General features: G+C 65.7%; 7 protein-coding genes. 5 read left to right on the top strand and 2 right to left on the bottom strand.

Annotation, left to right across the window (positions count from 1 at the left end; genetic code table 11):
- Positions 1-66 precede the first annotated feature (66 nt).
- Positions 67-3,555 (bottom strand): chromosome segregation protein SMC, encoded by a 3,489-nt coding sequence (gene smc / locus ACUTAF_RS08900; RefSeq protein WP_445579632.1) that lies wholly within the window; start codon positions 3,553-3,555, stop codon positions 67-69.
- A gap of 6 nt (positions 3,556-3,561) precedes the next feature.
- Entirely contained in the window at positions 3,562-4,221 is a 660-nt protein-coding gene (locus ACUTAF_RS08895; RefSeq protein WP_445579631.1) for a GntR family transcriptional regulator, read from the bottom strand.
- 519 nt (positions 4,222-4,740) lie between these two features.
- On the opposite strand from ACUTAF_RS08895, the gene ACUTAF_RS08890 reads away from it, so the two are divergent.
- The 5 genes from ACUTAF_RS08890 (at position 4,741) to xdhC (ending at position 13,273) form a co-directional block, all read left to right on the top strand.
- Positions 4,741-6,681 (top strand): S8 family peptidase, encoded by a 1,941-nt coding sequence (locus tag ACUTAF_RS08890; protein ID WP_445579630.1) that lies wholly within the window; start codon positions 4,741-4,743, stop codon positions 6,679-6,681.
- A gap of 215 nt (positions 6,682-6,896) precedes the next feature.
- The gene (locus ACUTAF_RS08885) at positions 6,897-8,036 is read left to right on the top strand and encodes an alkane 1-monooxygenase (protein ID WP_445579629.1); all 1,140 of its coding nucleotides are present in this window, start codon (positions 6,897-6,899) and stop codon (positions 8,034-8,036) included.
- A gap of 295 nt (positions 8,037-8,331) precedes the next feature.
- Positions 8,332-9,771, top strand: coding sequence for a xanthine dehydrogenase small subunit (gene xdhA, locus ACUTAF_RS08880; RefSeq protein WP_445579628.1), 1,440 nt, complete (start codon positions 8,332-8,334; stop codon positions 9,769-9,771).
- Between the two features lie 27 nt (positions 9,772-9,798).
- The gene (gene xdhB / locus ACUTAF_RS08875) at positions 9,799-12,195 is read left to right on the top strand and encodes a xanthine dehydrogenase molybdopterin binding subunit (RefSeq protein WP_445579627.1); all 2,397 of its coding nucleotides are present in this window, start codon (positions 9,799-9,801) and stop codon (positions 12,193-12,195) included.
- Positions 12,196-12,442: 247 nt separating this feature from the next.
- Complete coding sequence (xdhC, locus tag ACUTAF_RS08870) at positions 12,443-13,273, top strand: xanthine dehydrogenase accessory protein XdhC (RefSeq protein ID WP_445579626.1); 831 nt, start codon at positions 12,443-12,445, stop codon at positions 13,271-13,273.
- Positions 13,274-13,302 lie beyond the last annotated feature (29 nt).

Raw genomic sequence — 13,302 nt, 5'->3', positions numbered from 1 at the left:
CACGACGAAAGGCAACTTTACACAGGCACCCGCTGTAGTTTGGCCCTATTCCGGCAAGTGCCGGCGTCATGCCTCCACCATGGCCAGCGCCTCCTCCACGTCCACCGCCACCAGGCGCGAGCAGCCCGGCTCGTGCATGGTGACTCCCATCAGCTGATCGGCCATCTCCATGGCGATCTTGTTGTGAGTGATATAGATGAACTGCACCTTTTCCGACATCTCCTTGACCAGGCGCGCGTAGCGGCCGACGTTGGCGTCGTCCAGCGGCGCGTCCACTTCGTCCAGCATGCAGAACGGCGCCGGATTGAGCTGGAAGATGGCAAAAACCAGGGCCAGGGCGGTCAACGCCTTCTCTCCACCGGAGAGCAAATGGATGGTGCTGTTCTTCTTGCCCGGGGGCCGCGCCATGATGGTCACACCGGTATCGAGTAAATCTTCGCCGGTGAGTTCCAAATAAGCGTTGCCGCCACCGAAAACTTTTGGAAACAGCGCCTGCAAACCAGCGTTGATCTGGTCGAAGGTGTCCTTGAAACGATTGCGCGTTTCCTTGTCGATCTTGCGGATGACGTTTTCCAGCGTTTCCAACGCCTCGACCAGGTCGGCATCCTGCGCGTCCAGATAGCGCTTGCGCTCGGACTGCTGCTGGTACTCGTCGATGGCCGCCAGGTTGATCGGCCCGAGCCGGGCGATGCGCGCCGCCAGGCGCTCCAGCTCTTCTTCCCAGGCGCCTTCCGAGGCCTCGGCCGGCAGCGTGGCGATCACCCCGTGCAGGTCGTAGTTGTCCTCGGCGAGCTGATCGGCCAGCGCCTTGCGCCGCACGTTGAGCGACTGCCAGTCCATGCGCTGCTGCTCCAGCTGGCCGCGCAGCAGTTGCGCCTGCTGCTCGGCCTGGCTGCGGCGCTTCTCGGCATCGCGCAGTTCGCGGTCGGCGTCTTCCAGGGCCAGGCGCGCCTGGCGCAGCTCGTCGTCGACCGCCATGCGCCGCTCGAGCAGTTCCTCGAGCTTGATGCGCAGTTCCTCCAGCGGCGCCTCACCCTCCTCCAGGTTCAGCGACAGCTGCTCGCGTCGTTCGTGCAGGCGCTCGGCCTGCATCTGCAAACGCTCCAGCGCCTGGCGGGTGGAATCGTGCTGGGCCTTGAGCGAGCCGACCCGCACCGCCAGTTGATGGGCGTGATCCTTGTGCTGGCGGGCCTCCTGACGCACCCGATCGAGGCGTTCGCGCAGGCTGTCGCGGCTGGCCAGCAGGCTTTCGCGCTGATCAACGTCCAGGGCCATGGTGTCCAGCGCGTCCTGCAATTGCAGGCGCGACTCGCCCAGTTGTTCCTGTTCGATCTCGCGCTGCTCGGCCGCTTCCTGCAATTCGTCCTGCAGGCGGCGACGACGCAGGCCCAGCTGCTCGGCCTTGGCCTGGCTGGCGGACAGGCGCGCCTTCAGCTCGCTCAACTGGCGCGCCAGTTCCTGACCCTGACGGCGCTGCTGCTCGCGCAGCTCTTCCTGGCGGCGCTGCTCGTCGCGCAGCGCCAGCAGGCGCTCGTCCAGTTGCGCCAGGGCCGCCTCGTGTTCCTCGCGCTCCAGTTGCAGGCGTTCCAGTTCCTGGCCGCGCGCCAGCACGCCACTGTCCGCCTCGGCGGCGCGGCGCACACGCAGGAAATGCCGGCCGACCCAATAGCCGTCGCGGCTGATCAGGCTCTCGCCCTCGGCCAGTTGCCCACGAGCCGCCAGAGCCTGCTCCAGCGAATCCACCGGGCGCACATTGGCCAGCCAGGGCGACAGGTCGTGGTTCGCCTCGATCTTGTCCAGCAGGCTGCCGGCGCGACGCGCGCCACCCCTGGCGGGACTGGCCAGGCGCAGCTCGCCCTGCTGAAGGGCGGTGAAATCCAGCCCGGCGAAATCGTCCAGCAGCACCGCCTGCAGGTCGGCGCCGAGCACGGTTTCCACCGCCAGTTCCCAGCCAGCCTCCACGCGCAGCCCTTCGGCCAGGCGCGGGCGCTGCAGCAGGTTCTGTTCGCGCAACCACTCGCCAGCGCCCTGCCCCGGATCGAGCGCAGCCTGTTGCAGCGCTTCCAGTGACGCCAGGCGGCCGTTGAGGCGTTGCAGCTCGCCCTGCGCCTGCTGCTGGGCCTGGCCGGCCTGCTGCAGTTCCTCGCGCAGTTGCTGCAGGCGCTCGGCCTGCTGCTCTTCGGCCAGTTGCAGCGCTTCGTGCTCCAACTCGCCAGCAGCAAGCTGTTCGTTCAGTTCGAGAATGGCGGCGTCTTCGGGGTCGGCCGCCAGTTGCTGCAATTCTTCGTTCAGGCGGCGCTGACGTTCGGCCAGACGTTCCAGGCTCTGCTCCAGCTGGGCGATGCGCGACTGCTGCACCTCGGCCTGGCGACGCGGCTCGGCGCTGCGCTGGTTGAAGCCGTCCCACTGCTCCTGCCAGCCGTGCATGGCGGCCTCGGCCTCTTCCAGACCCGCGGCGGATTCCTCGGCAGCAGCGGCGGTCAGCTCCTGCTCGGGCAGCAGCATCTCCAGCTCTTCGCCCAGGGTAGCCAGCAGGGTGCGGTCGTGGCCGAGGTGGGATTCGGTCTCCAGGCGCGCCTTCTCCGCCTCGCGCAGGTCGTCCTGCAGCTGGCGCAGACGCTGCTGGCCGTGCTGGATGCTCTGCTCGACGCGGGCGATGTCGCCGCCCACCGAATAGAAGCGGCCCTGCACCAGGTTGAAGCGTTCGGACAGCTCGTGGTGGCCGTCGCGCAGCCGCTCGATGGCGGCATCGGCGCTGCGCTGCTCGGCCACCAGCGCCTCGAAGGCCACTTCCTGGTCGCCGATCACCTGTTCGCGGCTGCCGACCTGCTGATTCAGCGTCTGCCAGCGCAGGGCCAGCAGTTGCGCCTTGAGCTGGCGTTCCTCGGCCTTGTATTCCTGGTACTTCTCCGCCGCCTGGGCCTGACGGTGCAGGCGTTCGAGCTGGCGCTCCAGTTCCTCGCGCAGGTCGGTCAGGCGCGCCAGGTTTTCCTGAGTGCGGCGGATGCGGTTCTCGGTCTCGCGGCGGCGCTCCTTGTACTTGGAGATGCCGGCGGCTTCCTCGATGAAATTGCGCAGCTCCTCCGGCTTGGCCTCGATCAGCTTGCTGATCATGCCCTGCTCGATGATCGAGTAGCTGCGCGGGCCCAGGCCGGTGCCGAGGAAGATGTCGGTGATGTCGCGGCGACGGCACTTGGTGCCGTTGAGGAAGTAGGTGTTCTGCCCGTCGCGGGTGACCCGGCGGCGGATGGATATCTCGGCGAAGGCGGCGTACTCGCCCACCAGCGAGTTGTCGCTGTTGTCGAAGATCAGCTCGATGGAGGCCTGGGTCACCGGCTTGCGGGTGTTGGAACCGTTGAAGATGACGTCGGTCATCGACTCGCCGCGCAGGTTCTTCGCCGAACTCTCGCCCATCACCCAGCGTACGGCGTCGATGATGTTGGACTTGCCGCAGCCGTTGGGCCCGACCACCGCCGCCATGTTGCTCGGGAAGCTCACCGTGGTCGGGTCGACGAAGGACTTGAAACCGGCCAGCTTGATGCTTTTCAGGCGCATCGGGGCTTAGCGCTCGGCCAGGGTCGCCAGCACCAGCTGGCAGTTGTGCTCGCCGTATGCCAGCAGCACCTCGCGGGCGCGGTCGTGGTCGCGGGCGATGATCGCCTGCAGCAGGCTGGCGAAGGTGTTCATGAACTGGCCCATCTCGCCTTTGCGCCGTTCCAGCGCCAGGTGGTAGGTGCGGCTGATCGCCGGCAGCAGGTTCTCCAGGGTTTCCTGCAGGTAGGGGTTGTCGGCGAAGGGAAAGGCGGCGCGCATCACGTCGAAGCTGTGCTCGACGAAGGCATCGATATCGCCGCGTTGCAGGCTGTCCTGCAGGCGCCGCTGGATATCGAGGAACGGCACCAGGTCGGTCTCTTCCCGCCAGCCGTCGGCCACTGCGCGCGCCAGCAGGATGTACAGCTCGATCACCAGGCCGTACAGGCTCTGCACCTTGTGCGGAGTCAGCTCGGCGACCTGCGCGCCGCGGCGCGGCAGGATCACGATCAGGTGGCGGCGTTCGAGAATCAGCAGCGCCTCGCGCACCGAACCACGGCTGACGTTGAGCGCCTGGGTGATCTTCTGCTCCTGGATGCGCTCGCGCTCCTTGAGCTCGCCGCGAACGATGCGTTCGGCCAGGTAATGGGCAATTTGCTCGGCGAGGCTGTCCGGTGCCTTGAACGTCATGATCTTCCTTAGGCTCTATCTGGCCTGTCGGGCGAAGCGGGCGAGTCTGTGGGCCCCACAAGGTCTGGCGCGGGGCAGAAAAAAGAGCCGCGAGTGTACCACAGGGGGGGACCGGGCCAAGGGCGGTGCATCTGCCGCACGCGGCCAGAGAGCGGGCCTGACCGGCAGTCGGCGGAAGCCGCCAGTCACCATTCCCACTGCCGGGAGCCTCCAGCACCCGGCTCCCGGCACGACCTGCCGACCTCCCGCTGATCCGCTGGCGCCCCGTAGAGCCCCTTGTTCGACAGAGCAACGCTGCCAGGACGCCCACCCCAAGCATGGCTGTAACACTCATGAAACAGTCGATAAAGATATCTTTTCAATCACTTAGCGTCGCCGGCCAAAAGCATCTACGCTCATGTCAAGAGACCGTCATCATCTGTCGTCCGCAGTAAAAACGCCTGCTGTTTGACGCGCCATCGGCTCTGCTTGACGACGCGCCATGGCCAGTTGCCAAAGTGCATCAGGGAGGCCATTCCCATGCGCCCCATCTATTTCGCGTTTGCTTTGCTCGGGCTGAGTATCACGGCCACCGCCCAGGCCCAGCCCGAACCCGCCCCGCAAGGCTTGCTCGCCGTCTCAGCCGCCGAACGCTTCGCACCCGACCGCGTGCTGGTCAAGTTCAGGCCCGGCACCGCCGCCGCGCATATCGCCGAAGCCCATCGCCACGCCGCGGCCACCGCCATCGGCAGCATTGCCGCCATCGACGTGCAGGTCGTCGGGGTTGCCGCCGGCTCGGTGATGGCCAAGGTGGCCGCCTACCGGGCCAACCCGAACGTGCTCTATGCCGAGCCCGATTATCACCGCCTGCTGGTGGTGCCCAGCGAGGAACCCGGCCCCGCCCCGGCCGGTGGAGGCAACTATTTCGAGGAACAGTGGTACCTGCACAATAGCGGCCAATCCCACACTTATGTGCAGCACACGCCGCTCGGCGCCAGCCTCAGGAGCACCGCCGGCACCCCGGATGCAGATATCGACGCGCCCGAAGCCTGGGACATCAGCCGGGGCGTCGCGACCACCGACCCTACCGCCTATGACACGTCCAAGGTGGCGGTGCTGGACAGCGGCGCCGACTGCGCCACCCTGGAACTAGGCGGCAAATGCCTGGAAAAGGTCGACTTCGTCGGCAACCAGGCCTGGGACAGCTGTACCGAGACGAACCCCGCCTGTGACAACCTGGGCCACGGCACCTTCACCGCCTCGGAGGTGGTGGCCAACACCAACAATGGCGAAGGCATTGCCGGCAGTGGCTGGCACACCGGCGCAGGCATCTTCAAGGTCTGTTACATGGAGCTGGTCAGCGACGGGGCGAACCTGTTCTTCGTCGGTCTCTGCCCGGTCTCCGCTTCGGCGCAGGCCATAGTGGCCGCGGCCAGCGATCAGATGGTGGGCGACACGTTGGTCAGGAGCCAGTACCACGTCATCACCATGAGCTACGGCAGCGACTGGATCGATGCGGATGGCGGGATCAGCCCCACCACGCCCTCCAGTGCCGAATGTGATGCCGTGCTGTTCGCCAATCGCCAGGGCGTGGTCGTGGTGGCCGGCGCCGGCAACAATGGCGACACCCAGCGCCTGTACCCGGCCGCCTGTACCGATGCGAACGGTGAGTCGACGGTGATCGCCGTGGCCGCCTCGGACCACAACGACTACCGCGCCAGTTTCTCCACCTACAGCCAGATCAACGACCCCTGGGTGTCGCTCGCCGCGCCCGGCCAGGCCATCATCGGCGTCCTGCCTGACGCCCACTGCGGCCTGGCGCCCGGAGTGGACAGCTGCGTCGACTGGTGGGATGGCACCTCGATGGCGGCGCCCCTGGTCGCCGGCGGCGCGGCGCTGGTGTGGGCGGATCTCTACGCGGCGCTGCAGGCCGGCAACCTTTCCTCCGCGCAGGACCTGAAACCCGCCAGCTGTCTCTGGGGGGGGCTGCCCTGCAACCAGGTGGTGCGCTGGCGCCTGGAGAATGGCGCCGACAAGACCGGCGCCCAGGGCCAGAACATGCAGGAATGGACCCGGCATGGCCGGCTGAACCTGCTGGGCGCGCTGACCACCGGCGACGTGCAACCGCCGCCGCAGCCCGTGACGACGCCGATACTGACCGGCGCGCAGGTCGTGACCCTGGCGCAAGGCAACCAGGCGGCACGGCTGGACTGGAGCCACGACGGCGTCAGCGTCACCGGCTTCGATATAGAGCGCAACACCCTGCACAAGAGTGGCCGCATCACCTCGACGTCGCTGATAGCGATAACCGATGTGCACCTGCGCAGCTATACCGATGACGTAGGGAGTGGCCGCTACTCCTATCGGGTACGGGCGCGCGATGGCGAGCAGACATCGGCCTGGAGCGACATGTCCACCGCCCTGGTGGTGAGCGATGGTGGTGGCGGCGGCGGTAAAGGAGGCGGCAAGCCCCGCAGGTAGAAACCCGTTGCCGCGCCGGCCAGCGGCCTCGCGCACGGCGAGAGCGGCTGAAGACTGAACAATGCCGGGGCGCCGTTGAATCCACGTTACCGGACCACGACCGGAGAATCTGCATTTACCGAGCAAAAGGTGGGCTCCGCCAGGGGCGGTCGACGAGGAAGATCGTCCTACAATCCGACCAACGCAAAGCCAGTAACAATAAAGCGGAGCCCTTCATGTTCGAACGCCTACCCTCGCACTGGATGATCACCCTGAAAAAGTTCGGCTACTGGATCTGGCTGGTTCCGGTACTCGGCATTCCACTCAGCTACCACTGGTCGCTGGGTAGTGCCCATGCCGACGCCTGGGCCTGGCTGGTGATCGGCGTGGTGTTCGGCGTGATCCCGCTGCTGGATTTCGTCGTCGGCCGCGACCCTGCCAACCCGGATGAGGGCGACGAAGTAGCGAATCTCGAAGCACAGGGCTACTACCGCCTGCTGAGCCTGGCCACGGTGCCGCTACTGCTGGCGATGCTGGCCTGGAGCGGATGGATCTTCGTCAGCTACGAGGCCTGGAGCTGGATCGGCCAGCTCGGCTGGCTGCTCTCGGTAGGAACGGTGATGGGCGCCATCGGCATCACCGTGTCGCACGAACTGATCCACAAGGACCCGCTGCTGGAGCAGAACGCCGGCGGCCTGCTGCTGGCGGCGGTGTGTTATGCCGGCTTCAAGGTCGAGCACGTGCGCGGCCATCACGTGCACGTCTCGACGCCGGAAGATGCCTCCTCCTCGCGCTTCGGCCAGAGCCTCTACGCCTTCCTGCCGCACGCCTACAAGCACAACTTCCTCAACGCCTGGGCACTGGAGGCCGAGCGCCTGAAACGTCGCGGCTTGCCGGCGCTACACTGGCGCAACGAACTGATCTGGTGGTACCCCATCAGCGGGCTGTTTCTCCTAGGCTTCGCCCTCGTCCTCGGCTGGTTCGGTGCACTGTTCTTCCTCGGCCAGGCGGCGATGGCCTTCACCCTGCTGGAGATCGTCAACTACGTCGAGCATTACGGCCTGCACCGTCGCAAGCTGGACAACGGTCGTTACGAGCGCACCAACCCGCGCCACTCATGGAACAGCAACTTCCTGCTGACCAACCTGTTCCTTTTCCACCTGCAGCGCCATTCCGACCATCACACCTACGCCAAGCGCCGCTACCAGGTGCTGCGCCACTTCGACGACAGCCCGCAACTGCCCAACGGCTATGCCGGGATGATCGTACTCGCCCTCTTCCCGCCGCTATGGCGCGCGGTGATGGACCCCAAGGTGCGCGCCTACTATGCCGGCGAGGAGCATCAGCTGAGCGAATCGCAGCTGGCCAAGTCCTGATCCGCCCTCCTCACCTCAACCCCGGCAGCGCAGGCTGCCGGGGTTGTGTTTTGTAGGGTGCCCTGGCAGCGCCTGCGCTGGCATGAAAGTCGCTACGCTGAGCTCATGACTCCCGGCCGCCAGGCTCATAACCGATTCGTATGACAGTATGCTGACTACGGGGTCAAATATTTGTTGACCCAAAAGTCAGAAAACTCTAGATTGGCCCCATGGCAGCCCGCGCCAGTGCCTTGCAGTGCATGCATCACCTGGCCCGCCAACCGAGTCATAACAATAAAGTGTCTGGAGGTCGTCCTTGATCCAGTTTTTACTCAACCGGGAGCTGCGTACCGAGCATGCCCTGGACCCCAACGTCACCGTGCTCAACTACCTGCGTGAACACGTCGGCAAAACCGGAACCAAGGAAGGCTGCGCCTCCGGCGACTGCGGTGCCTGCACCGTGGTGGTGGGCGAGCTGGATGGCGAGCGCGTGCGCTATCGCACCCTCAATTCCTGCCTGACCTTCGTCTCCAGCCTGCACGGCAAGCAGCTGATCACCGTCGAAGACCTCAAGCACCAGGGCAAGCTGCACAGCGTGCAGCAGGCGATGGTCGACTGCCACGGCTCGCAGTGCGGTTTCTGCACCCCCGGCTTCATCATGTCGCTGTTCGCCCTGCAGAAGAATTCCAGTGGCTACGACAAGGGCCAGACCCTCGAAGCGCTGGCCGGCAACCTGTGCCGCTGCACCGGCTACCGCCCGATCATAGACGCCGCCGAGCAGGCTTGCTGCCAGAAGCAGCCGGATCAGTTCGACGCCTTCGAAGCCGACACCGTGGCCCGGCTCAAGGCCATCGCCCCGCGCGAGACCGCCGAGCTCAACAGCGGCGACAAGCGCTGCCTGGTGCCGCTGACCGTAGCCGACCTGGCCGACCTCTACGCCGCCAACCCTGAGGCGCGCCTGCTCGCCGGCGGCACCGACCTGGCCTTGGAAGTCACCCAGTTCCACCGCGAGCTGCCGGTGATGATCTACGTCGGCCACATCGACGACATGAAGCGCATCGAGGTGACCAAGGACGCCATCGAGATCGGCGCCGCCGCCGCCCTGTCCGACTGCTACGAAGCCCTGTCGCGCGAGTACCCGGACTTCGGCGAACTGCTGCACCGCTTCGCCTCGCTGCAGATTCGCAACCAGGGCACCCTGGGCGGCAATATCGGCAACGCCTCGCCCATCGGTGACGCGCCGCCGCTGCTGATCGCCCTCGGCGCCCAGATCGCTCTGCGCCAGGGCAACACCCGGCGCATCCTGCCGCTGCAGGACTACTTCCTCGACTACAAGGTGACCGCGCGTCAGGAAGCCGAATTCATCGAGAAGATCATCGTGCCGCGCAAGCAGGCGAACCAGGCGTTCCGCGCCTATAAGGTGTCCAAGCGCCTGGACGACGATATCTCAGCCGTCTGCGCGGCCTTCAACCTGAGCATCGTCGACGGTGTGGTCACCGAGGCGCGCATCGCCTTCGGCGGCATGGCCGCCATCCCCAAACGCGCCAGCGCCTGCGAAGCGGCCCTGGTCGGCTCGGCCTGGTATCCGGGCGTGATCGAACGCGCCTGCGACGCGCTGGGTGAGGACTTCACCCCGCTGTCGGATTTCCGCGCCAGCAAGGAATACCGCCTGCTCACCGCCCAGAACCTGCTGCGCAAGTTCTTCCTGGAACAGCAGTCACCCGAGATCGAAACCCGGGTCACGGCCTACGCATAAGCGCGCAGAGATTTTTTGGAGACGAAGATGTCCAGTCATATCGAACACAAATCCCAGGAAGAGCTGGCCGAACTGTTCCGCGCCGGCATGACCAGCGGCGTCGGCCGTAGCGTCAAGCACGAGAGCGCGGACAAGCACGTGTCCGGCGAAGCGGTCTACGTCGACGATCGCCTGGAATTCCCCAACCAGTTGCACGTCTACGCGCGTCAGTCGGACCGCGCCCATGCGCGTATCGTGCGCATCGACACCAGCCCCTGCTACGAATTCCCGGGCGTGGCCATCGCCATCACCAAGGACGACGTACCGGGTCAGCTGGACATCGGCCCGGTGGTCGCCGGCGATCCGCTGCTGGCCGACGGCAAGGTCGAATACGTTGGCCAGGTGGTGCTGGCGGTCGCCGCCGACAGCCTGGAAACCGCGCGCAAGGCGGCCATGGCCGCGATCGTCGAGTACGAGGACCTGGAGCCGGTGCTCGACGTGGTCGAGGCCTACCGCAAGAAACATTTCGTGCTCGCCAGCCACACCCACCGCATCGGCGACTCGGCCAGCAAACTCGCAAACGCCCCGCGTCGCCTGCAGGGCACCCTGCATATCGGCGGCCAGGAGCACTTCTATCTGGAAACCCAGATTTCCTCGGTGATGCCCACCGAAGACGGCGGCATGCTGGTCTACACCTCGACGCAGAACCCCACCGAGGTGCAGAAGCTGGTGGCCGAAGTGCTCGGCGTGCCGATGAACAAGGTCGTCATCGACATGCGCCGCATGGGCGGCGGTTTCGGCGGCAAGGAAACCCAGGCCGCCGGCCCGGCGTGCCTGTGCGCGGTCATCGCCCACCTCACCGGCCGCCCGACCAAGATGCGTCTGCCGCGCATGGAAGACATGAGCATGACCGGCAAGCGTCACCCCTTCTACGTCGAGTACGACGTCGGCTTCGATGACGACGGCCTGCTGCACGGCATCGAGATGGACCTGGCCGGCAACTGCGGCTACTCGCCGGACCTGTCCGGCTCCATCGTCGACCGCGCCATGTTCCACTCGGACAACGCCTACTTTCTCGGCAACGCCACCATCAACGGTCATCGTTGCAAGACCAACACCGCCTCGAACACCGCCTACCGCGGTTTCGGCGGCCCGCAGGGCATGGTCGCCATCGAGGAAGTGATGGACGCCGTCGCGCGCAGCCTGGGCAAGGACCCGCTGGAAGTGCGCAAGCTCAACTACTACGGCAAGACCGAGCGCAACGTCACCCACTACCACCAGACCGTCGAGCACAACGTCATCCACGAGATGACCGCCGAGCTGGAGCAGAGCTGCGAGTACGCCAAGCGCCGCGAAGAAATTCGCGCCTTCAACGCCAAGAGCCCGGTGCTGAAGAAAGGCCTGGCCATGACGCCGGTGAAATTCGGCATCAGCTTCACCGCCACCTTCCTCAATCAGGCCGGCGCGCTGATCCACATCTACACCGACGGTTCGATCCACCTCAACCACGGCGGCACCGAGATGGGCCAGGGCCTCAACACCAAGGTGGCGCAGGTCGTCGCCGAGGTGTTCCAGGTCGATATCGAGCGCATCCAGATCACCGCCACCAACACCGACAAGGTTCCCAACACCTCGCCCACCGCTGCCTCCAGCGGCGCCGACCTCAATGGTATGGCGGCGAAGAACGCAGCCGAAACCATCAAGCAGCGCCTGGTGGACTTCTTGGTGCGCGAGTACAAGGTCACCCCGGAAGACGTGGAACTCCGCAACGGGCAGGTGCGCGTGCGCGACCACTTCCTATCCTTCAAGGAGATGATCCAGAAGGCCTACTTCGGCCAGGTCTCGCTGTCGTCGACCGGCTTCTACCGTACGCCGAAGATTTACTACGACCGCGACAAGGCGGCTGGCCGTCCCTTCTACTACTACGCCTACGGCGTGGCCTGCGTGGAAGTGCTGGTGGACACCCTGACCGGCGAATACCGCATGCTGCGTGGCGACATCCTGCATGACGTCGGCGACTCGCTGAACCCGGCCATCGACATCGGCCAGGTCGAGGGCGCCTTCGTCCAGGGCATGGGCTGGCTGACCATGGAAGAGCTGGTGTGGAACGCCAAGGGCAAGCTGATGACCAACGGCCCGGCCAGCTACAAGATCCCGGCCATCGCCGACATGCCCATCGACCTGCGCGTGAAGCTGGTGGAAAACCGCAAGAACCCGGAAGACACCGTGTTCCACTCCAAGGCCGTGGGCGAGCCGCCGTTCATGCTCGGCATCGCCGCCTGGTGCGCCCTGAAGGACGCCGTAGCCAGCCTGGCCGACTACAAGGTGCAGCCGCAGATCGACGCCCCGGCCACGCCTGAGCGCGTGCTCTGGGGCGTGGAGCAGATGCGCAAGCTGAAGGCTTCGGCCAAGACTGCCAGCGCTGCCGAGGTCGAACCGGCGTAACGTTAAACACCTTGGTGGATGTGCTGCGCGACATCCACCCTACGGCGGTTCGTAGGGTGGACAACCGCGAAGCGTTGTCCACCAGAGGCGTGAATGAAGAACAAAGCAGGTGTACAACAATGACAAAACACACCGAACCGAATAACCGCCCTGCTCGCCCGGCACCGGAGCCGATTCTCGACCCGTCGCCGAGCAACTGGCGCCTGCCGCGCCCGGGACAGACCACGCCTTCCTGGAGGCTGAGCAAATGAGCTGGATCAGCGCCCTCGCCGAGCTGCAGCACAAAGGTGAAGCCTGCGTTCTGGTGACCATCATCGAAGAGCGCGGCTCGACGCCGCGCAATGCCGGCTCGAAGATGGTGGTCACCGCCGATCGCATCTTCGAGACCATCGGCGGCGGCCACCTGGAATACAAGGCCATGGAGATGGCGCGCGAGATGCTTGAAAGCCGCTGCCAGGACACCCGCCTGGAGCGCTTCTCCCTCGGTGCCAGCCTCGGCCAGTGCTGCGGCGGCGCCACCGTGCTGTTGTTCGAGCCCATGGGCCAGCCACAGGCGCAGATCGCCGTGTTCGGCGCCGGCCATGTCGGCCGCGCGCTGGTGCCGCTGCTCGCCAGTCTGCCGTGCAAGGTGCGCTGGATCGACTCGCGGGAGAACGAATTCCCCGAGCACATCCCCGCCCGCGTGGAGAAGATCGTCAACGACGAAGTGGTCGATGAGGTGGCGAACATGCCGCCCGGCAGCTACTACATCGTCATGACCCACAACCACCAGCTCGACCTGGAGCTGACCGCGGCGATCCTCAAGCGCGGCGACTTCGCCTACTACGGCCTGATCGGCTCGAAGACCAAGCGCGTCAAGTTCGAACACCGTCTACGCGAGCGCGGCTTCGAGGAAACGCTGATGGCGCGCATGCGCTGCCCCATGGGTCTGCCCGAGGTCAAAGGCAAGCTGCCGGTGGAGATCGCCGTGTCCATCGCCGGTGAGGTGATCGCCACCTACAACGCCAGCTTCGGCCAGGACGTGAAAAAAGGTGAGTCCAGCGTCGCCAAGCTGTTGCCGGCCTCGCGCCGGTCCTGACTCTGCCTAATTCGCAGCGCGCCCAGTAG

This window comes from Pseudomonas sp. SP16.1 (genome assembly GCF_052682975.1).
Note: the sequence above shows the minus strand (reverse complement) of the source record. Positions and strands in the feature narration are given on the sequence as shown.